Consider the following 19,977-nt stretch of genomic DNA (forward strand, 5'->3'; position numbering starts at 1 on the left):
CCCGAGCCCGCGCGGACGGCGCGCGTGCGTTTGTCGCCGGCAAGGCGCCCGAATATCGGTGCTACAGCACATTGCACTACAATGACGGGCTGCGCCGGCCGTACGCCCGGCGACCGCAGGCGTCGCTTTTTGAAACCGGAAAAGGTCAAAAACCGGCCGCCCTCGATACCAAGGCTTACTCTCCATGTCCATTCCACGTCCGCAATCCAACGAAAGACGCGCATCGCACGCGAATCGCGCCACGCTTTCCGTGATCGTCGTCGCCATGAACGAGGCACACGACATTCGCGATTGCCTCGAATCCGTACGCGGCCTCGCGCGGGAAACGATCGTCTTCGATTCCGGTAGCACGGACGGCACACCGGACATTTGCCGCGAACTCGGCGCCCGCGTGTTCGAGACCGACTGGCCGGGCGACGGGCCGCAAAAGAATCGCGCACTCGCGCAAGCCACGGGCGACTGGGTACTTTGCCTCGACGCCGACGAACGCGTCGGCGACGAACTGCGGCGCGAGATCGAGCGCCTGCTCGAAGAAGGCAGCACGCACGCGGTATTTTCGACGCCGCGCCGCTCGAGTTTCTGCGGCCGCTTCATGCGGCACTCGGGATGGTGGCCCGACCGCATCGAGCGGCTGTTCCGCCGCGGCAGCGCACGGTTCACCGACGTTCGCACGCATACGCATCTCGTCGTCGACGGAACGACGGGCCGCTTCGATGGCCCCATCATTCACATCGCGATCGGCGATCTGCACGAGGCGCTCGACAAGGCCAATTCGTATTCGACCTCCGGGGCGCTGACGATGGCGGAAAACGGCAAGCATTCTTCGCTCGGCAAAGCGATCGGCAAAGGCCTGTGGGCGTTCGTGCGCACGTACGTCTTGCGGCGCGGCTTTTTGGATGGCCGGATGGGGTTCATGCTCGCCGTCGCGAACGCCGAGGGCACCTACTATCGGTACGCGAAGCTCGCGTTGCTGGGCGAACGTCAGGCAAGCACACAGCGGCAGCCCCATGAAGCCTGACACGCTCGTCACGGTCATCGTCACGACCTACAATCGCCCGGATGCCCTCGAGTTGGTGCTCGACGCTTGCCTCGCGCAAACCGATCGCCATTTCGAGATCGTCATCGCCGACGACGGCTCCGGTGCGCCGACCGGCGAACTCATCGAGCGCACCGCCCGGCGCTCGCCGATTCCGATCATGCACGCGTGGCAGCCCGACGAGGGCTTTCGTGCGGCAGCAAGCCGCAACGGGGCCATCGCGCTCGCGCGCGGCGAGTATCTGATCTTCCTCGACGGGGATTGCGTCCCGCAGCGCAATTTCATCGCATGCCATCGCGCGCTCGCGGAATCCCGCATGCTCGTGACGGGCAGCCGCATTCTGCTCAGACAGCGGCTGACGGCGCACGCGCTGGAACGACGGCTGGCGCTCGCCGAGCAGCCAGCCTCGTTTTGGCTGCGACAGCGCGCAGCCGGCCAGGTCAATAAGGTATTGCCGCTTTTTCTTCGGTTGCCCGATTTCGCGGGGCGGCGTGTCGACGGCTTCGTTTGGCGCGGCATCAAGACGTGCAACCTGGGCGCGTGGCGTAGCGACATCGCGGCCGCGAACGGCTTCGACGAAACGTTCGTCGGCTGGGGGCACGAAGATGCCGACCTCGTCGTTCGGCTCCACAACGCCGGAGTCGGCCGGAAGAACGGCTTCCTGGCCACCGAGGTGCTGCATCTGTGGCACCCGGAGGCGGCACGGGATCGCGAAGGCCCGAACTACGCTAAAGTGCTCGCGCGCCTGGCCGATGGCACGACGCGCGCCGACAAAGGGCTCGAGGATCGATCGGTTCTCACCTAGACGGCCCGTCCGCCAAGCGCCGGCATTCGTTCGCCGATGGCGGCAATGAGACTGAAGAGGCCCGTGAGGCCCCAAAGCGTTCGGCAGCAACGACGTCACCCATCAACGGAGTTCAGACTTGCAATACGTTTCGACGGCGCCGATCGCGCCCAATCCATCGCACCGGCTGACGGCCGCCCGAACGTTCGCGATCGCGGCCCTCTGTTTCGTGCCGCTATCGACCGCGCTCACGAACATCGCCTGCGGCCTGTTCGCCCTAGCCCTGCTGAGCGCCCCCGAATTCTGGCGCAAGCTGCCGACGATGCTGCGCCACGGCGCGGTATGGTCCGCCTTGCTGCTGCTCGCCGCGCTGACCGCAAGCGTCGCCTACAGCAGTGCGGGCACACACGAGGCGTGGTCTTGGGTCGGCAAGTACTACAAGCTGCTGCTGTTGCCGTTCGCCGTCATTGCCTTCGACGATTCGAACTGGGATCGCATCGCGCGTTGGGGCCTGTTCATCACGTTGTGCGTGGTGCTCGTGCTGTCGACGACGAACTACCTGGGCCTCACGTCGCTCGGGCCCGCGCATGTGGCGGCCGACCCCAGCACGCGGGCGTGGGTGTTCAAGAATCGCATCGCCGCCGGCATGCTCGGCGCGCTGTTGTTCTACCAAGCCGCCGATTTCGCGCTCGCCGCTCGGACGAATCGCGCGCGCATCGTGTTCGCGGCGATTGCGTTGCTCTCGCTGGCCAACGTGCTCATCATGCTGCAAGGCCGCACGGGGCAAGCCATCGCCGTGTTGTTCGCGCTCGTCATCGCCGCCCGTTTCATTTGGCAAATGCGCGGCGGATCGCTGCTGCGCCCGATACTGTGCGGCCTCGCGCTGCTGGCGGCGGCTGTCGCACTCGTCGTCGTCGCATGCACCGTACACGGCAGCCGTATCGGAGAAGTCGCGAGTGAAGTGCAAGCCTATCGCCACAGCGATGCGGCGACCTCGACGGGGCTGCGTCTGGAGTGGTATCGCAAGAGCCTGGAGCTCGTGCGCGCGCAGCCGTTGACGGGCTATGGCGTGGGAGGCCTCGGTGCCGAGTTCGCCCAAATGACGAAGGGCGAAACAGGCGCGGAAGGCACGATGACGATGAACCCGCACGACGAATATCTGCTGATGGCCGTTCAATTGGGCGTGCCCGGCGTGCTGCTGTTCGTCAATCTGCTCGTTCAGGTCGGCCGCTATGGGATGCGGCTAGAACCGCGCTCGCGCCAGTTTCTCCTCGCCTGGCTGGCCACGTTCGCCATCGGAAGCCTCGCCAACTCACTGTTGATCGACTTCACCGAAGGCCACGTGTTCGTGCTGCTGAGCGGCATCCTGCTCGGCTGCGGCTATCGCGGCAGCGCACGCGAAACCGCGCGTCTCGCTCCGGCGCGCGCGTAAGCGGCCTGGGCCGCCGCCCTAAGCGCGAGGGCGGTGCTCGAGCGCCGACGTATCGACGATCGCAACGTCATCGCCCACGGCGACGCCGCGCGAAGCATGCGGCGCCTCCAATCCAAGCATCTCGGCGGCGGCGCCGATCACCCGACTAGCGGGGAGCGTCACGAGGCATTCGCTCCGACTTTCCAAATGCCGCTCGCACCCCTCCTTGTGGCAGGGCACGCACGGGGCTTCGCCTTGCACGAGGTACACGTTGCCGCGGCGCCCGGAACCCACGAGCGACCAAAGATCCGTGCCGGCTCGCCAGCCCTTCGGCCAAGGGCCCCAACGAACCGTTTGGGTCGGACCGAAAAGTGCCACCGTCGGTGTGCCGGTAGCGGCCGCGATATGCGTGGCACTGGTATCTGGCCCAATGTAGATCTTCGCTCGCCGAAACACCTCCGCGCTCTCTCCAAGCGTAAGCTGACCGACGAGGTTCAGCACGGGTTCGCCGCCGGCAGCAATAACCTGCTGCGCATACTCGCGCTCCGACGCGGCTGGACCACCGGTCAATACGACGGCGAATCCACGCGCCCGCAGCCAGCGAATGAGTTCGGCCCAGCCCCCGATGTGCCAACGTTTGTAGACGAACATCGGCGCGGGATGCAGCACGGCCAGCGGCTGCCCCGGAGACACGGCCGGCGGCGCATCGAAGCGCGCATCGAATGCTGCGCGGCGCGTCGGGTCGTCGCCGATGCCGGGGGGCACGACTTCGGCGATCGGTTCGATGCCCAGTACTCGCGCGACTTCGAGGCTGCTTTCGACGGTATGAACCGAGTCGTGATGGCTCAGTGCGATGCCGTCGAGGATGAAACGATTGAGCAGCGTGACGCGATCGGGATCGACGAGCCCAACCCGCTTCTTGCCGGCAAACCAGCTATAGAAACGCGGCCGATCGGCACTCGTGGCCGCGCATGCCAGATCGTATCGGCGCCAAATGCGCGCCGCATCCGCCAACCGCTCGCGCGGTTTTGCGCGCTGCGCGACAACGATGACGCGGCGCACGTCGGGGTTGTGTTCGAGCACGCCCTCCGTGCCGCGAAACACGAGCATGTCGATCGGCGTGTCCGGCCAACGCAACTTGAGCGAACGAACGAGTGGCGTTGTCAGCAACACGTCGCCGATGCGCCGCGTGCAAACGACGAGAATGCTGCGGGGCGGGCGGGAGGAGAAAAATCGCGCGGTCACGAATCGAACGGGGAAGCGGTTGTAGGACGACAGTCTACTTCAATCCTTGGGAGCGCCCGCCCCCCTTGCCGTGGCGCACGTGCGGCCGACGCAGAGGAACACGAAGTGCTCTTTGCCGAGTTGGATTTGCTTGACGACGCGCGTTTGCGGTTTGTTCGAGTCGCGCGAGAGGATCCAACCTTCGGTGACCCCGGCGCTCGGCAGCATCGTGACGGGCGCAGCAGGCCATCTCAATCCGTCCATATTGCCAACGATGCACAATTCCGCCGAGGTGGAATCGTCGGTATAGACAGGATCGTTGACCGCCAGCGATACGAGTTCCTTCGCCACCGCCCGCGCGTCGCCGCGATACTTCGCTTGATAGATCGGAAAGACGATCAGCCCAATACACTTGAGCGCGATCACGGCCGCTACGGCATACCCGGCCACCCGCTCCATGCGGGCATCGCAACGAGTCAAACAGCTAGCGAGGTAAAAGGCGATCAACGGATACAACGGCAGGATGTATCGAATGCTGCTCTGCGGTGCGAACCAGTAGGGCAGGAAATTGACAAGCGCGATCCAGCCCAACGTCGATTCCCATGAACGTCCTGACGATACGCCGGACGATCGCCCGCGCAAGACGGCGTAGGCAGCGAGGGCCGAAATCGGTAAAAACCGGCAGAACGCCTCGAGTGGAAACGCGACGAGTTGCTTGAGCCAAGCTGTCAGGCTCGGCGGCAGCAGCTTTTGCACGATGTCCCCCATCATCGACCCGCCCTCGTGTCCCGCAAATCCCGCACTATGATTGAAGTGGAACCACGCGAGGGGTGCGCCGAGCGCAACGACGTAGCTAAGCACGGCGGAAGGCTTGAGCAACGTGGCACGGGTATGCGGGTGCCGCGCGATGACGATGAGCCACGCGACCCCGACGAACACGTAGGCAGTCAACGCTTTGGTGAGAAATGCTGCGAAGACGCACGCAGCCGCCGCCCACAATAAGACCACGCGATCCTGCCTCGCAGCCAGGATCACGCACGCCATCGCAGCGAACGCGAGCAGCGAGAACAACGGATCCGCATAGGCGAGCCACCCGTGATACAACAGCGCATCGGAACCGAGGAAGACGAGGACTACGAGCCATGCTTGACGGGCACCCACGCCGACGCCGCGCGCGGCCCAATGCAGCACGAGCGCCGTACCCAGCGTTGCAAGGGCTGTAACGAGCCGGCTCGCCACGAGTACGTGCGCGGGACCGAAGGCCATTGCGAACGGCATCATGACCCAGTTCAGGAACGGCGGGCGGCCGTACGGCTGCCCGTGCAGGAACGTGTTCAGCCAGAAATGGCTATGCCACATCTCCAGCGTCGTAATCGTGTACCCCCCCTCTTCCCCGATGTACGGAAAGAACAAGCTCGGCACAAACGTGAGTGCCGCGGCCACGACGAGCCAACGCCAAAGAGCAGGAACTTCTCGTTTCATCTTTTGCTTTCCAAAGCGGTTTCGCCGGTTCTGCGATTGTTATCTTCCGTGACGGCACGCTCGCGAACAGCGGAGCGCACCGCAATCGAGCGCGTCAAACGTCGCGTTCGGCCGATCGAAATGCCCACGCCGAATTGATCGTGTACGTCAACGCAAGTACGCACGCGGTGGTCACGCATTGCGCGGCGAGCCAGGGCATCCGCAGAGTGTGGGTGAAGACGGTCATCAGCACGCTCGTCAACGCGATGCTCACGGCCGCGACGACGAAGAATCGAGGCGCCGCGACGCGATGCGCATTATCGCTACGAAACGTGAAGCGGTAATTGAGCAGGTAGTTGACGATCGCACCGGCCGCCGCCCCCACACAGGAGGCCGCCACCGCGCCGAGCGTTGCCGTCGACACGAGCATGGCCAGCACGACGTACTGCACCGCCGTCCCCGTGGCGCCGACACAAGCGTAGGCGACGAAGCGCGCAAATTGCCGGCCCCTCACGCAGCGTCTCGCCGATACACTTGCCGCACGATATAAACGGGACGGCGCTTCGATTCCATGTAAATGCGCCCGATGTACTCGCCGATCACGCCGATGCCGATCAATTGCGTGCCGCCGAGGAACAAGACAGCCGTAATGATCGAGGCATAGCCGGGCACGTCGACGCCGCGGATCACGGTGCGCAAAGCGAGATAGATTGCATAGACGATGGCGAACAGCGCCGTGCCGCCGCCGATGTACGTCCACACGCGCAGCGGCCACGTGCCGAAGCTCGTGAGCCCTTCCAGCGCGAAATTCCAGAGCTTCCACGCCGAAAATTTCGTTTCGCCCGCGGCACGCGGCTGCCGCTCGTATTCGATCTGGGCCGTACGAAAGCCGACCCACGAGAACAATCCTTTCATGAACCGGCGATTCTCGGGCAACAGCTTGAGCGCATCGACGACTTGCCGCGACATCAAGCGAAAATCACCGGCGTTCTCGGGAATAACCGTCTCGCTGATGGCGTTGTGCACGCGATAGAAGAGCGCGGCGGTTCCGCGCTTCATGTAGGTATCCGTGCTGCGCTCGGCCCGCTTGGCCAGCACGACGTCGAAGCCCTCACGCCAGCGCTCGATGAGCCGCGCGATCGCCTCGGGCGGGTCTTGAAGATCCGCGTCGAACGGGATGACCGCCGCCCCCGCCGCTTCGTCGATCCCAGCCGTCAGCGCCGCCTCCTTGCCGAAATTGCGCGACAGATCGACCACGCGCACTCTGGCGTTTTCCGCGCACACGGCAAGCAACTGCTCGAGCGTCGCATCGGTGCTGCCGTCGTTGACGCAGACGATTTCGTAATCGATGCCCGGAATGCGTTCGAGCACGCTCGTGACTTCGCGGAAGAACGTCTCTACGCCGTCCGCTTCGTTGTAGAACGGCACGACGAGCGACACCACGTCCAGCGCCCCATCCGGCCGCGTCTTGGCATCGGCGCGCAGGCCCCCGGTAAGCTCCACCATGGTCGAATATCGCGTTAATTGCCTGAAAAGAAACGATTATCCCGACAGCCGCGGATAGCGGCAAGCCAGCGCTAATACACGACGTCGACCGACGTTCCGTCGAACTCGCTGCGCAGCGCAGCAAGCAGATCGTCCGTCGGGCGCACCCGCCAGGCGTCGCCGAGCGTGACCTCGCCCTGCGCGCGCGCGGTACTGTAGGCGATCCGAACGGCCAATCCCGCCGGTGCGGACACGCGCTGCCGGCCGTTTTCGCCGGCGCCGCCCTGGCCTCTGCCCGCCCCCCCGCGTCCGCCTCGCGCGGGCGCAGCGGAAGCCGCGACCGGCGCCGCTGCCTCCTCGCGCGGCGCGCAATGCGCTTCGAGCACCCGCTTGAGCACGGCCGCATCGGCATTGCCGTTCATCCGCACCTTCACGGCCTGCGCGTAGCGACTACGCGCACGCTCGAGGTCCATCACCGTATCGACGGTGAAGCGAATGCCGCCCGTGAACGCATCGTTACGCGCCTGCCCCTGCACGACGAGCAGTTCGTCTTCCTTGAACAACGCCTTGTTCGCCTCGTATTGCTCGTTGAAGACGGTTACTTCGCATTGACCGGTGCCGTCGTCGACGAGCGCGATCAGCATCTTGCCGCGCTGGGTCATTTGCGTGCGCAGCGACGCAATGATGCCGGCGACGAGCTTGTCGCGCCCTTCCTTGAGATCGGCGAGCTTCATGCGTGCGAAACGCCGCACCTCATCCTTGTAAGCGTCGAACAAATGCCCCGACAGATAAAACCCGAGCGCCGTCTTTTCTTCCTGCAGCTTGCGCTTCTCGTGCCACGCCGGCTCGTCGACGAGTTCATGCCCTTGCGACGGCGCATCGCCCATGTCGAACAAGCCCGCCTGCATCGCATTCGCGCTCGCCTGGTCGGCCGCTTCCATCGCCAGCGGCACCGATGCGATCAGTTGCGCCCGATTGGCGTGGATCGAATCGAACGCGCCGGCGCGTATCAATGCTTCGACCGTGCGGCGGTTGACGACGCGCCGGTCGATGCGCGAGCAAAAGTCGAACAGATCCGAAAACGGCCCCGCTTCGCGCGCGCGCAGAATCTCCTCGATCGCGTTCTGGCCGCTACCCTTCACCGCCCCGAGGCCGTAGCGAATCGTGCGCGAACGCTTGCCGTCGGCCTGCGCAACCGGCTCGAAGCGATACGCCGAGCGGTTGACGTCGGGCGGCAGCACGGCCATGCCGTTCGTCCTGCAGTCCTCATAGAGGATCTTGACCTTGTCCGTGTCGTCCATGGCCAAGCTCATGTTGGCTGCCATGAATTCCGCGGGATGATGCGCCTTGAGCCAGGCCGTGTAGTACGCGAGCAGCGCATAGGCGGCCGCGTGCGACTTGTTGAAACCGTAACCCGCGAACTTCTCCATCAAGTCGAAGATCTCGTCGGCTTTCTCGGCCGTCAGGCCGTTTTTCGCAGCGCCCTCGCGGAACAACTCGCGATGCTTGGCCATCTCCTCGGCTTTTTTCTTACCCATCGCGCGGCGCAGCAAATCCGCGCCGCCGAGCGAGTAGCCGCCGATGATCTGCGCCATCTGCATCACCTGCTCCTGATAGACCATGATGCCGTAGGTCTCTTTCAGGATGGGCTCGACGCGCGGATCGGGAAACTCCACCATTTCGCGCCCGTGCTTACGCGCGCAGAAGCTCGGGATCAGGTCCATCGGACCGGGACGGTAAAGCGCCACGAGCGCGATGATGTCTTCGAAGCGGTCCGGCTGCGCGTCCTTGAGCATGCCTTGCATGCCGCGGCTTTCAAGCTGGAACACGGCGACCGTATTCGCTTTCTTGAGGATCGAGAACGAGGCCGGATCGTCGAGCGGCACCTGGGCGAGCGACCAATCGGCCTTGGACGGGTCGAGCCGGCGGATGTAGCGCTCGGCCCAATCGAGGATCGTCAGCGTCGTCAAGCCCAAGAAGTCGAACTTGACGAGGCCGACAGCTTCGACGTCGTCCTTGTCGTACTGGCTCACGACGCCGCCGTCATCGCCTTGCGTGTAGAGCGGGCAAAAATCCGTCAGCTTGCCCGGCGCGATCAGCACGCCGCCGGCATGCATGCCGACGTTGCGCGTCAAGCCTTCCACGCGCTGCGCGAGTTCGAGCAATTGCCGCACTTCGTCTTCGTTGTCGTTGCGCTCCTGCAAGAGCGGCTCTTCCTTCATCGCGTCGGCGATCGTCACGTGCTTGCCCGGTTTGAACGGGATCAGCTTCGCCACGCCGTCGGTGAAGTTGTAGCCGAGGTCGAGCACCCGGCCGATATCGCGCACCGCCGCCTTGGCCGCCATCGTGCCGAACGTCGCGATCTGCGAGACCGCATCGGCCCCGTACTTGCCCTTCACGTATTGAATGACGCGATCGCGCCCTTCCTGGCAGAAATCGATGTCGAAGTCGGGCATCGACACGCGCTCGGGGTTCAGGAAGCGCTCGAACAGCAGGTTGTAGCGCAGCGGGTCGAGATCGGTGATGCCGAGCGCGTAGGCGACGAGCGAGCCCGCGCCCGAACCGCGGCCAGGCCCCACGGGCACGCCGTTGTTCTTGGCCCAGTTGATGAAGTCGGCCACGATCAGGAAGTAGCCGGGAAAGCCCATCTTGATGATCGTGCCGCACTCGAAGTCGAGCCGCTGATAGTACGTCTCGCGCTCGCGCGTGCGCTCGGCCTCATCGGGATAGAGTTCCACGAGGCGCTTCTCGAGCCCCTCTTTCGACAACTGCACGAGGTAATCGTCGAGCGACATGCCGTCGGGCGTCGGAAACAGCGGCAGCTTCGGCTTGCCGAGCTCGAGCGTCAGGTTGCACCGCTTGGCGATCTCGACGGTGTTGGCAATCGCCGAAGGAATATCGGCAAACAACTCGACCATTTCCGCTTGCGTGCAAAAACGCTGCTCGGTCGTGAAGCGTTTTTGACGCCGCGGGTTCGCGAGGATGTCGCCTTCGGAAATGCACACGCGCGCTTCATGCGCCGTGTAGTCGTCGGCCGACATGAATTGGAGCGGATGCGTTGCCACGACCGGCAGCTTCAAGGCCGAGGCAAGCGCCACCGCCTGCTGCACGTACGCTTCACCGCCGGGCTGACCAAAACGCTGCAGTTCGACGTAAAACGCGTTCGGAAAGCACGCGGCCCAGCGCTCGGCGTGGCGCTTGGCCGACGGCTCGTTACCGGCTGCGAGCGCAAGGCCGATATCGCCCTGCTGCGCGCCCGACAGCGCGATCAGGCCCTCGCTGAGCGGCGAATCGAGCCAGGCAGCGTCGACTTCGGCGCGCCCGCGATATTGATTCGTGAGCCACGCCTTCGTCAGCAGCTCGCACAGATTCAGATAGCCGCGCCGGTCCTTCACGAGCAGCAGCAAGCGCGAGGGCTTGTCGCGATCGTCGGGATTCATGATCCAAACGTCGCAGCCCGCGATCGGCTTCACGCCGTTGGCGCGTGCTTCCTTGTAGAACCGGACGAGACCGAACGCGTTCGCGAGGTCGGTCAATGCGAGCGCGCCCTGGCCGTCGTCGGCGGCGGCCTTGACGATGTCGTCGAGGCGCACGATGCCGTCGGCAATCGAGAATTCGGAGTGGACGCGGAGATGGACGAAGCGGGGATCTGACATGGGCCGTATTGTACATCCGGCCTCGATCCCGACCGAGTGTCGAATGGCCTAGGGTGGGGGCTCCCCCGCTCAGTGCGCTTGGGGCGGCCCGGCGCGCACTGAAGAGCCCCCCGCTCACTGCGTTCGCTGCCCCCCGAGGGGGCGCTCAGTGCGCTTGGGGCGGCCCGGCGCGCACTGAAGAGAGCCCCCCGCTCACTGCGTTCGCTGCCCCCCGAGGGGGCGCTCAGTGCGCTTGGGGCGGCCCGGCGCGCACTGAGGCAAACGATTCGCCGTTTGCGGGATAATAACGGTTTCACCGCTTCGCGCGCCGTCGCCACGGCCATCGCGGCTCCCATTTCTGCACCACCGCTATGAGCATCGTCAATCTCGCCGCCTACCGCTTCGTCACCATCGACGCCATCGACATCTGGCGCCCGCTCCTCGCGCAGCGGTGCGAAGCGCTCGGCCTGCGCGGCACGATCTTGCTCGCGCCCGAAGGCATCAACCTGTTCATCGCCGGCACGCCCGAGGCCGCACGCGAATTCGTCGACTATCTGCGCGGCGATCCGCTCTTCGAAGGCAAGTTCGCCGACCTACCGTTCAAAGAGAGCTTCTCGGACGCGCAGCCGTTTCGCCGCATGCTCGTCAAGCGCAAGCGCGAGATCATCACGATGAAGAAGCCCGCAATCCAGCCCGAACTCGGGCGCGCGCCGTCCGTCGACGCCCCCACGCTCAAGCGCTGGCTCGACTGCGGTCACGACGATGAAGGCCGGCCCGTCGTCATGCTCGATACGCGCAATGCGTTCGAGGTCGACGTAGGCACGTTCGAGGATGCCGTCGATTACCGAATCGCCAAGTTCAGCGAATTCCCGAGCGTCGTCGAGACGAATCGCGACACGTTCGAGGGCAAGACCATCGTCTCGTTCTGCACGGGAGGCATTCGCTGCGAGAAAGCCGCGATTCATATGAAGGAAGTCGGCATCGACCACGTCTATCAGCTCGAAGGCGGCATCCTCAAATACTTCGAGGAAGTCGGCGGCGCGCATTATCGCGGCGAGTGCTTCGTGTTCGACTATCGCACGGCCCTCAATCCGCAGCTCGAGCCGACCGAGACGCTTCAATGCTTCGGCTGCCGCGCCATCGTGACGCCCGAGGCACAACGCTCCCCGCTCTACGCGGCCGGCAAGACATGCCCCGCATGCCATCCGGACAAGGGCGCGGCACGCGCGGCGTGACCAGCGCGCCTCCATCGAACAAGGCGCTCGCGGCGGCGCCTCACGGGCCCTACCGCGGCCGCTTCGCCCCCTCGCCGACGGGCCGACTTCACGCCGGCTCGCTCGTCGGCGCCCTCGCGAGCTATCTGGATGCCCGCGCGCACGGCGGCATCTGGCTCGTTCGGATCGAAGATATCGACGGTCCTCGTACGGTGCCCGGCGCCGATCTCGCGATTCTTCAGACGCTCGCACACTTCGGCATGGAAAGCGACGAGCCGCCTGTCTGGCAAAGCGCGCGCACGGCCCGCTACGTACAAGCGTTCGAACACCTCGAACACGCCGGGCTCATCTATCCGTGCGCCTGCACCCGTAAGGAAATCGCCGATTCCCTGGCGAATGCCCATGCGCGCCATACGACGCTCGCCTACCCCGGCACTTGCCGGCACGGCTTGGAGGGGAAAGCCGCACGCGCGTGGCGTGTGCGCGTGCCCGAAGGGCCCGATGCCGTCGTCGCGTTCGAAGATCGCTGGCAAGGCAGGCAGATCCAAGATCTCGCGCTGGAAGTCGGCGATTTCGTGCTCAAACGCGCCGACGGTCAGTGGGCCTATCAGCTCGCCGTCGTCGTCGACGATGCCGAGCAAGACATCACGCACGTCGTGCGCGGCGCCGATCTGCTCGATTCGACGGCACGGCAAATCTATCTGCAACGCTGCCTCGGCGTGCCGACGCCGTCTTATCTGCACGTGCCCGTCGTCGTCACCGCGCAAGGGGAAAAGCTCAGCAAGCAAACGGGCGCACGCGAACTCGACGCCGACGATCCGTTGCCTGCGCTCGTTGCTGCCGCTAGACACTTGGGCCTCGCACTCGCGTGCGACGCGCATCGCGCCGCCGCGGGCAGCGAGCATGCTGCGCGGCCCTATCGATCGCTCGACGCGTTTTACGCCGATGCCGTCGCGGCGTGGACGAGACGATTCGTCGATACCGATTCGCACACGCGCGGCTGAAGTCGAACACGATCGAGACAACCGCCGGCACGCGCAACGAATGCGTACCGGCGGCTGCCTCGCTTGCGCCGATCACCGCTTTGGACCGGCCCGCGCTCAGCCTTCGCGGAAGATAAAACTGTAGGCGTTCAACGCGGGGGCGCCGCCCAAGTGCGCATACAGCACGCGCGAGCCCGGCGGGAATTCGCCGCGACGCACTTTGTCGATCATGCCGTGCATCGACTTACCCTCGTAGACGGGATCGGTCAGCATCCCTTCGAGTCGCGCGCACATCCGAATCGCCTCGAGCGTGCCCTCGTTCGGCAATCCGTATTCGGGACCGCCGTAGCGCATATCGAGCACGACGTCGTCCGAACGAATCGGACGCCCGAGGCCGACGAGTTCGCCCGTGTGCTCGGCGATTCGGGTGATTTGCGCACGCGTGGCCTCGGGCTTGGCCGACGCATCGATGCCGACGACGCGATCGCTGCGCCCGTCGGCCGCGAAGCCGACGATCATCCCCGCTTGTGTGCTGCCCGTGACCGAGCAGACCACGATGTAATCGAATTTGAATCCGAGCGCGGCCTCCTGCTCGCGCACTTCCTCGGCGAAACCGACGAAGCCGAGCCCACCGAGCGGGTGCTCCGAGCAGCCCGCGGGAATCGCGTACGGCTTACCGCCCGCTGCACGCACGCTGTCGAGTGCCTCTTCCCAGCTCTTGCGAATACCGATGTCGAATCCGTCCGGTACGAGACGAACGTCGGCACCGAGAATGCGCGACAGTTCGATGTTGCCAACGCGGTCGTAGACGGCGTCGGAGTAGTTGACCCAGTTCTCCTGGACGAGCACGCACTTCATGCCCAGATGCGCGGCCACCGCCGCGACTTGCCGCGTCTGGTTCGATTGAATGCCACCGATCGAAACGAGCGTATCGCAGCCCTGCGCGATGGCTTCGGGCACGAGGTATTCGAGCTTGCGGGTCTTGTTGCCGCCGAATGCGAGGCCGCTGTTGCAGTCCTCGCGCTTCGCGTACAGCTCCACCTTGCCGCCCAAATGATCGCTCAAGCGCTTGAGCGGCTGGATCGGGGTGGGGCCGAACGTCAACGGATAACGGGGAAATCGCTGCAGATTCATGTGAGGCTCCGGATAGGTCGAGAACGCGTCGACGAGCTCGCAGGGTGAAGCCAACTCGCGGACGGCACCAGGTCATACACCGGAAAATGATAGGCAAGTAAAGACGAAATGAGCTTGCGAAGTCTTTCCTCTTGGCCTACTTTCAATACGTTATTTATTTATAGCCTTTAACGAAGATAGGTATCCATACGAATGTGCGCAACTAAATTGCGTAGTGCTTCGCCTCGCGGCTCGCGCCCCACTCCCCGAGCGGCCCGAGCGTCCCGTACCGCGGCAGGCACCGCTACGCCCGCTGCCGAGCCGGGTGCGCTCACTCAACTCGATCGCATCGATCGCGCGATTCTCAAGCAACTGCAGCGCGATGCCTCGATCTCGAACGTCGCGCTCGCCGACAAGATCAAGCTCAGCGCGCCCGCGTGCTTGCGGCGCGTCGAGCGGCTCAAGACGCTCGGCTTGATCCGCGGCATCGTCGCGCTGCTGGAGCCGAAGGCTGTCGGCGCCGGCATGCTCGTCGTCATCGGCATCGTGCTCGATCGATCGACGCCGGAGGCCTTCGCGGCGTTCGAGCAAGCGGCGCGCACTGTGTCCGGGTGTATGGAATGCCACGTCGTGACGGGCGAGTTCGATTACTTCATGCTCGTGCGCACGCGCGACAGCGAGAGCTTCAATCGGCTACATGCCGAGCAATTGCTTTATCTGCCGGGCGTACGGCAGGTTCGCTCGTTCATGGTGCTCAAGGAGATTTTGTCGACGACTCAGTTTCCGATCGGATGAAGCAACGCAAACCTCCAAAGCAGTGTGCCGAGGGACCCACACGCTCGCTATCAAGTATTCGAAATAAATTAGGATAACTAACTGATTGAGGCCACCGATGATCAGCGCAGTCGCCTGCATGGGAGCCCATACGTTACGCCGAGTGCCCGCCCCCGCCCCGAGGTGGTCGTTTATGCCGCGTTACTGTCGCTCGGTACGACCCCGCGGGTGATCGGCTCGAACGTCAATAAAAAACGTTCGAAGGACCAATATCGTTTCCACTACGAACCGGGCGGATAGACGGCCTGGGAAGCTATCCCTAGACTCCTCCGAAGCAAATGGGTAGACGTTGCCGGTTCGCATCAGACGCAACGCCAGAAAAGTCGTGACTCATTCGCCGTTCCGCCGGACCGACGACATTCGACAGCGAAAGCGTGATCGACCCGGCGATCCCCATATCTTCCTAGGAGGAAACCTCTCGTGTACCTCAATGACGTCGGCCGTCCAGCGATATCGTTGCAATCGTTTATGCTGCCACCGAGCGCCCCAGCACCGCTCCCGCCCTTGGCAGCTAAGAGCGCTACGGCCGCGAGTGCCGCATCGTCGAACGACTCGACCGAACAGTTGATGGCGTTTAGCAGACGCGATCCGGGCGAAGCAGCGAGAACCACAGCGGACAATAAAGGGAAGGAAGCACGCGACGCAGCGGACGCTAAGGGGCAGGAAGCGCGTGACGCGGCGGATGCTAAAGCGAAGGAAGCGCGCGACGCAGCAGATGCACAGGGCACGAAAGCGAGAGAGACCGGCGATCACAAGTCCGGGCTCGACAAATTTCTTCCGAACCAGAACCCCTTTACGGCGATCACCCACAACGGCAATGTGCTTCCACTAGTGGAGGACACCGCCATTGCCGCAGGCGCAGTGGCCGTGGTTGCGGCGCTCGCCCCCATCGAGATCCCAGCCGGCATCGCTACGGCCGTGCTCGGCGGCTTGGCGGCGATCTTCTAATCGGCCTGCACAGCGTTCGTCATCGTTCATTCGACGGCACGCCGAGAGCGCGTCGCCCGCTTGGAATATCGCTGCTCGACAGCCCCATCAGCGTCCATCCAAGCAAAAGCGCAATTCGTTAGGACGACGAACTATTTCGCCGCGGCATCCCAAACCCGCCGAGCAGCGCAGCCAGCGGCTGCTTCGGCGCTTTCGCCTGCGGCGCCTCGGCGTTTTTCGCATCCTCGTCCTTGCGCGCCGACGGCGAAGGCTCGTACGGCTTCAGGAAGAATTCGTCGATCGGCGCGTGGTTGACGCGATACGTCGTGCGCTCATGCGCACCCGTGCGGCGACGGCCCGAGCGCTCGTCGCGATCGCGCTTGCCATGCTCTTCACGTCCGTGGCGCACGGGTGCGTCCACCGTAAGCGATTGCACCTGCAGCGGCTTCTTGATCAGCTTCTCGATCTCGGCAAGCTGCTTGCGTTCGTTAGGACTGCAAAGCGACAACGCATCGCCCGACGCGCCCGCACGCCCCGTGCGGCCGATCCGGTGCACGTAGTCCTCCGCACTGAACGGCAAGTCGAAATTGATGACGGCCGGTAGCTCCACGATGTCGAGCCCGCGCGCGGCCACGTCGGTCGCGACGAGCGCCTCGATTTCGCCGCGTTTGAACGCGTCGAGCGCCTGCATCCGTTCGTTTTGCGTCTTGTCGCCGTGGATCGCCGAAGCCACTACGCCGTCGCGCTCGAGTTGTCGCGCCAGCCGGCTCGCGCCGATCTTGCTGTTGCAGAACACGATCACTTGCTTCAATTGGCGTTCGCGTATCAACTGCACGACGGCGCTCGTCTTGTCGCCCTCCGCCACCTCGAAGACGAGCTGCGTCACGTTCGTGGCCGTCGAGTTGCTGCGCGCCACCTCGATCGTTTGCGGATTGCGCAGATACGTCGACGCCAGCTTCTTGATCTCGGGCGAGAACGTCGCCGAGAACAGCAGCGTCTGCCGCTCCTTCGGCAACAGATTCAGGATGCGCTGCAAATCGGGCAAGAAACCCATGTCGAGCATGCGGTCGGCCTCGTCGAGCACGAGGATCTGCACCTGCCCCAGATTGGCCGTCTTCTGCTGAACGTGATCGAGCAAGCGCCCCGGCGTCGCGATCAGGATTTCCACACCGCGCCGCAGCTCCGCCGACTGCGGGTTCATGTCGACGCCGCCAAACACGACCGCGCTGCGCAGCGGCGTGTGCTTCGCATACGACTGCACGTTTGCGGCGACTTGATCGGCCAGTTCGCGCGTTGGCGTCAAAATCAGCGCCCGCACAGGGTGCCGTGCCGGCGAAGCGCTCGTGCTCGCGGCCGGCAGCAGGCGCGCGATGATCGGCAGCGAAAAGCTCGCCGTCTTGCCGGTACCGGTTTGCGCGGCGCCCATGACGTCGCGGCCGGCCAGCACGACCGGAATCGCCTCGGCCTGGATCGGCGTGGGCGTGGAATAGCCCTGATCGGCAACGGCTCGGAGAATCTCGGGAGCGAGACCGAATTGGTCGAAAGTCGCCGTGATAGGCGTGACAGCGGGATCGGACATTGTGGCGTTCGCTAAAAATGCGCCGCGAGGCGCTGCGTCGTTCGAGCGCGCGGCGGCGGCCGCACAGCCGCTCGATGATCGACGTGAAGAAGGAGCCACGGCAGGTCTCGCGCGCTCACGCAGAGGACGCCCGTTAGGCCATGCTTCGCGCTTGGCCGGCTCCAGCCGGCGGACATACCGCCGGAAAGGCCGGTATTGTAGCACCGCGAGGTTGCAGGAGCCGTGCCCGCCCCGGCGCGCCCCAAGAAGCGACCGATCGCGCCCCGTCACGCGGCGCGCGCCCTGCCTCGGCCGCCGCTGCGCCGCTCGCCGCCCCGGACGCTTCAGCGAGCGTTGGCGGAGACGGGCCGTACGGCGCCCGCGGCTGCCAGCGCGCGCTCGCGCGCCTCGTCGACACTCGAGCCCGTTGCGACGGCCACGCCCATCCGCCGCGTCTCGAAGCTCTCGGGCTTGCCGAAGAGTCGCAAATCGGCGCACGGTACGGCCAGCGCCTCGCGCACGCCTTCGAAAGCGATGCCGGCTTCTTCGAGACCGCCGTAGACGACGGCCGAGGCGCCCGGCGCCAGCAACGACGTGTCGACAGGCAAGCCCAGAATCGCGCGCGCATGCAACTCGAACTCGGACAAGCGCTGCGAGCGCAGCGTCACGAGTCCGGTATCGTGCGGACGCGGGCTGACTTCGGAGAACCAGACTTCGTCGCCGCGCACGAACAGCTCGACGCCGAATACGCCGCGCCCGCCCAGGGCGCTCGTGACGCGCTCGGCGATCTCCTTGGAGCGCGCAAGCGCGACGGGCGACATCGGCTGAGGCTGCCACGATTGCACGTAATCGCCGTCGACCTGCAAATGGCCGATCGGCTCGCAAAACGACGTCTGCACGGTGCCGCTCGCCGGATCGACCGCGCGCACCGTCAACAACGTGATTTCGTAGTCGAACGAGACGAACCCTTCGACGATGACGCGCCCGACGTTCACGCGCGCGCCGGCCGTCGCATACTGCCAGGCGCGGTCGATGTCGGCCTCGCCGCGCACGACCGACTGCCCCTTGCCCGAGGACGACATCACCGGCTTGACGACGCACGGGTAGCCGATCCGCGCGATCGCCGCCTTGAACGATTCGAGCGAATCGGCAAATGCGTAGGGCGAGGTCGGCAAACCGAGCGTTTCGGCCGCCAGGCGGCGAATGCCCTCGCGATTCATCGTCAACTGGGTGGCGCGCGCGGTCGGAATGACCTCGGCAAGTCCCTGCGCTTCGATATCGGCGAGCGCATCGGTGGCGATCGCCTCGATCTCGGGCACGATCAGATGCGGCCGCTCGGCTTGCACGAGCGCCTTGATCGCTTGCGCGTCGGTCATGTCGATCGTATGGGCGCGGTGCGCGACTTGATGACCGGGCGCGTTCGGATAACGGTCGACCGCGATGACTTCGACGCCGAGCCGCTGCAGCGCGATGATGACTTCCTTGCCGAGTTCGCCCGCGCCGAGCAGCATGACGCGCGTGGCCGAAGGCGAGAGCGGCGTGCCGATCCGTTGTCCGATCTGCATGGCAAATCCCGTATGCGAATGAAGGAAAGACGGCGATGTTAACACGCGCATCGGAGGCGTTCCGACGTTCGCCGATCGGTCGGCATACCCGCCATGCGCGCCTCGCTCGCGCGGTACATCGGGAGTGCGTTACCCTTACGCCTTCGTCAGTTCTACAAGAAGGTTCGGGGTCATGTCGAATCCATTCATTGCGCCCGCGCGAGGCGCCGCGCGCCGACGCTTGCCGTCGTGCGCCGGCGCGCTCGCAGCCGTGCTCGCGATCGCGGGCTGCACGATGCCGACGCATCCCGATTCCGCCGCCGGGTCCAGCAATCCGCTCAATCCGGCCGCCGTTCAATTGCTCGACGACACGAGTTGGATACTGCAAAGCGCGCAAACGAGCGACGGACATGCGGCGCTCGACGTTCCCGCCAACCAAGCGGCAGCGCCCACGCTGACGCTCGATACCGCCTCGGGCGAGCGACGGGCGAGCGGCTTTGCGGGCTGCAATCGGTTTTCCGGGCCGTATGCGCTGCGCAGCGGCGCGTTGGGGCTCGGCCCGCTCGCGACGACGCGCAAAACGTGCGGCGCCAACGCCGATCGTCTCGAGCAAGCGTATCTCGACGCGCTCGCTCACGTCGGCTCGACACTCGTGCAAATGCGGCCGCAGCAGCAGATGCGTATCATCGCAACGACCGGCATCACGCTGACCTTCACGCGCGAAAACCGGTGATCGACATGGCGCTCGCCCCTCTGGAACGTTCTACC

Annotated in this window: 16 protein-coding genes; 8 read left to right on the forward strand and 8 right to left on the reverse strand. The window is 64.8% G+C overall.

Translation table 11 applies throughout. The annotated features are described in order from the left end of the window. Window positions 1-184: 184 nt before the first annotated feature. The 3 genes from J3485_RS13660 (at window position 185) to J3485_RS13670 (ending at window position 3,252) form a co-directional block, all read left to right on the forward strand. Window positions 185-1,018: a glycosyltransferase family 2 protein gene (locus tag J3485_RS13660; RefSeq protein WP_206953170.1), complete on the forward strand. Its 834-nt coding sequence runs from the start codon at window positions 185-187 to the stop codon at window positions 1,016-1,018. Continuing rightward, the gene (locus J3485_RS13665; RefSeq protein ID WP_206953172.1) at window positions 1,008-1,841 is read left to right on the forward strand and encodes a glycosyltransferase family 2 protein; all 834 of its coding nucleotides are present in this window, start codon (window positions 1,008-1,010) and stop codon (window positions 1,839-1,841) included. Before J3485_RS13660 ends, J3485_RS13665 begins: the two co-directional genes overlap by 11 nt. Before the next feature lie 118 nt (window positions 1,842-1,959). Continuing rightward, window positions 1,960-3,252: an O-antigen ligase family protein gene (locus J3485_RS13670; protein ID WP_242538565.1), complete on the forward strand. Its 1,293-nt coding sequence runs from the start codon at window positions 1,960-1,962 to the stop codon at window positions 3,250-3,252. Window positions 3,253-3,270: 18 nt separating this feature from the next. Here J3485_RS13670 and J3485_RS13675 read toward each other — a convergent pair whose 3' ends face one another. The 5 genes from J3485_RS13675 to dnaE all read right to left on the reverse strand — a co-directional run bounded on the left by J3485_RS13675 (window position 3,271) and on the right by dnaE (window position 11,066). Next, on the reverse strand, window positions 3,271-4,476 hold the full coding sequence (locus J3485_RS13675; protein ID WP_206953179.1) for a glycosyltransferase family 9 protein: 1,206 nt from the start codon (window positions 4,474-4,476) through the stop codon (window positions 3,271-3,273). 39 nt (window positions 4,477-4,515) lie between these two features. Further along, a complete protein-coding gene (locus J3485_RS13680) occupies window positions 4,516-5,937 on the reverse strand; it encodes an ArnT family glycosyltransferase (RefSeq protein ID WP_206953181.1) in 1,422 nt (473 codons plus the stop codon). 94 nt (window positions 5,938-6,031) lie between these two features. Next, window positions 6,032-6,430, reverse strand: coding sequence for a GtrA family protein (locus tag J3485_RS13685; RefSeq protein WP_206953183.1), 399 nt, complete (start codon window positions 6,428-6,430; stop codon window positions 6,032-6,034). Beyond that, window positions 6,427-7,422, reverse strand: coding sequence for a glycosyltransferase family 2 protein (locus J3485_RS13690; protein ID WP_206953185.1), 996 nt, complete (start codon window positions 7,420-7,422; stop codon window positions 6,427-6,429). The genes J3485_RS13685 and J3485_RS13690 overlap by 4 nt, the downstream gene beginning before the upstream one ends. Window positions 7,423-7,493: 71 nt before the next feature. After that, on the reverse strand, window positions 7,494-11,066 hold the full coding sequence (gene dnaE / locus J3485_RS13695) for a DNA polymerase III subunit alpha (protein WP_206955808.1): 3,573 nt from the start codon (window positions 11,064-11,066) through the stop codon (window positions 7,494-7,496). Window positions 11,067-11,407: 341 nt separating this feature from the next. Here dnaE and J3485_RS13700 point away from each other — a divergent pair, with 341 nt between their 5' ends. Together J3485_RS13700 and gluQRS are read left to right on the forward strand one after the other, a co-directional pair. Further along, complete coding sequence (locus J3485_RS13700) at window positions 11,408-12,271, forward strand: sulfurtransferase (protein ID WP_206953187.1); 864 nt, start codon at window positions 11,408-11,410, stop codon at window positions 12,269-12,271. After that, window positions 12,235-13,254 (forward strand): tRNA glutamyl-Q(34) synthetase GluQRS, encoded by a 1,020-nt coding sequence (gene gluQRS, locus J3485_RS13705; RefSeq protein WP_242538567.1) that lies wholly within the window; start codon window positions 12,235-12,237, stop codon window positions 13,252-13,254. The genes J3485_RS13700 and gluQRS overlap by 37 nt, the downstream gene beginning before the upstream one ends. Before the next feature lie 96 nt (window positions 13,255-13,350). Here the strand turns inward: gluQRS and J3485_RS13710 are convergent, their stop codons facing one another. Continuing rightward, the gene (locus tag J3485_RS13710; protein ID WP_206953191.1) at window positions 13,351-14,367 is read right to left on the reverse strand and encodes a 1-aminocyclopropane-1-carboxylate deaminase; all 1,017 of its coding nucleotides are present in this window, start codon (window positions 14,365-14,367) and stop codon (window positions 13,351-13,353) included. Window positions 14,368-14,559: 192 nt separating this feature from the next. Between J3485_RS13710 and J3485_RS13715 the strand changes: the two genes are divergently transcribed. Beyond that, a complete protein-coding gene (locus J3485_RS13715; protein ID WP_206953193.1) occupies window positions 14,560-15,141 on the forward strand; it encodes an Lrp/AsnC family transcriptional regulator in 582 nt (193 codons plus the stop codon). 459 nt (window positions 15,142-15,600) lie between these two features. Next, window positions 15,601-16,128, forward strand: coding sequence for a hypothetical protein (locus J3485_RS13720; protein ID WP_206953196.1), 528 nt, complete (start codon window positions 15,601-15,603; stop codon window positions 16,126-16,128). A gap of 118 nt (window positions 16,129-16,246) precedes the next feature. Here J3485_RS13720 and J3485_RS13725 read toward each other — a convergent pair whose 3' ends face one another. Both J3485_RS13725 and purT read right to left on the reverse strand, forming a co-directional pair. Continuing rightward, entirely contained in the window at window positions 16,247-17,686 is a 1,440-nt protein-coding gene (locus tag J3485_RS13725; RefSeq protein ID WP_206953205.1) for a DEAD/DEAH box helicase, read from the reverse strand. Between the two features lie 323 nt (window positions 17,687-18,009). Further along, the gene (gene purT / locus J3485_RS13730; RefSeq protein ID WP_206953212.1) at window positions 18,010-19,230 is read right to left on the reverse strand and encodes a formate-dependent phosphoribosylglycinamide formyltransferase; all 1,221 of its coding nucleotides are present in this window, start codon (window positions 19,228-19,230) and stop codon (window positions 18,010-18,012) included. A gap of 172 nt (window positions 19,231-19,402) precedes the next feature. On the opposite strand from purT, the gene J3485_RS13735 reads away from it, so the two are divergent. Next, window positions 19,403-19,942 (forward strand): META domain-containing protein, encoded by a 540-nt coding sequence (locus J3485_RS13735; protein WP_206953214.1) that lies wholly within the window; start codon window positions 19,403-19,405, stop codon window positions 19,940-19,942. Window positions 19,943-19,977: the final 35 nt, after the last annotated feature.

The sequence above is a fragment of the Trinickia acidisoli genome (genome assembly GCF_017315725.1).
GTDB lineage: Bacteria > Pseudomonadota > Gammaproteobacteria > Burkholderiales > Burkholderiaceae > Trinickia > Trinickia acidisoli.

Bases quoted from the DNA above. Each gene is read 5' to 3' on its own strand.
- purT (WP_206953212.1), bottom strand. From the start codon at position 19,230: ATGCAGATCGGACAACGGATCGGCACGCCGCTCTCGCCTTCGGCCACG.
- J3485_RS13715 (WP_206953193.1), top strand. From the start codon at position 14,560: ATGTGCGCAACTAAATTGCGTAGTGCTTCGCCTCGCGGCTCGCGCCCC.
- J3485_RS13660 (WP_206953170.1), top strand. From the start codon at position 185: ATGTCCATTCCACGTCCGCAATCCAACGAAAGACGCGCATCGCACGCG.
- J3485_RS13735 (WP_206953214.1), top strand. From the start codon at position 19,403: ATGTCGAATCCATTCATTGCGCCCGCGCGAGGCGCCGCGCGCCGACGC.
- J3485_RS13725 (WP_206953205.1), bottom strand. From the start codon at position 17,686: ATGTCCGATCCCGCTGTCACGCCTATCACGGCGACTTTCGACCAATTC.
- J3485_RS13710 (WP_206953191.1), bottom strand. From the start codon at position 14,367: ATGAATCTGCAGCGATTTCCCCGTTATCCGTTGACGTTCGGCCCCACC.
- J3485_RS13665 (WP_206953172.1), top strand. From the start codon at position 1,008: ATGAAGCCTGACACGCTCGTCACGGTCATCGTCACGACCTACAATCGC.
- J3485_RS13680 (WP_206953181.1), bottom strand. From the start codon at position 5,937: ATGAAACGAGAAGTTCCTGCTCTTTGGCGTTGGCTCGTCGTGGCCGCG.
- J3485_RS13690 (WP_206953185.1), bottom strand. From the start codon at position 7,422: ATGGTGGAGCTTACCGGGGGCCTGCGCGCCGATGCCAAGACGCGGCCG.
- J3485_RS13700 (WP_206953187.1), top strand. From the start codon at position 11,408: ATGAGCATCGTCAATCTCGCCGCCTACCGCTTCGTCACCATCGACGCC.
- gluQRS (WP_242538567.1), top strand. From the start codon at position 12,235: ATGCCATCCGGACAAGGGCGCGGCACGCGCGGCGTGACCAGCGCGCCT.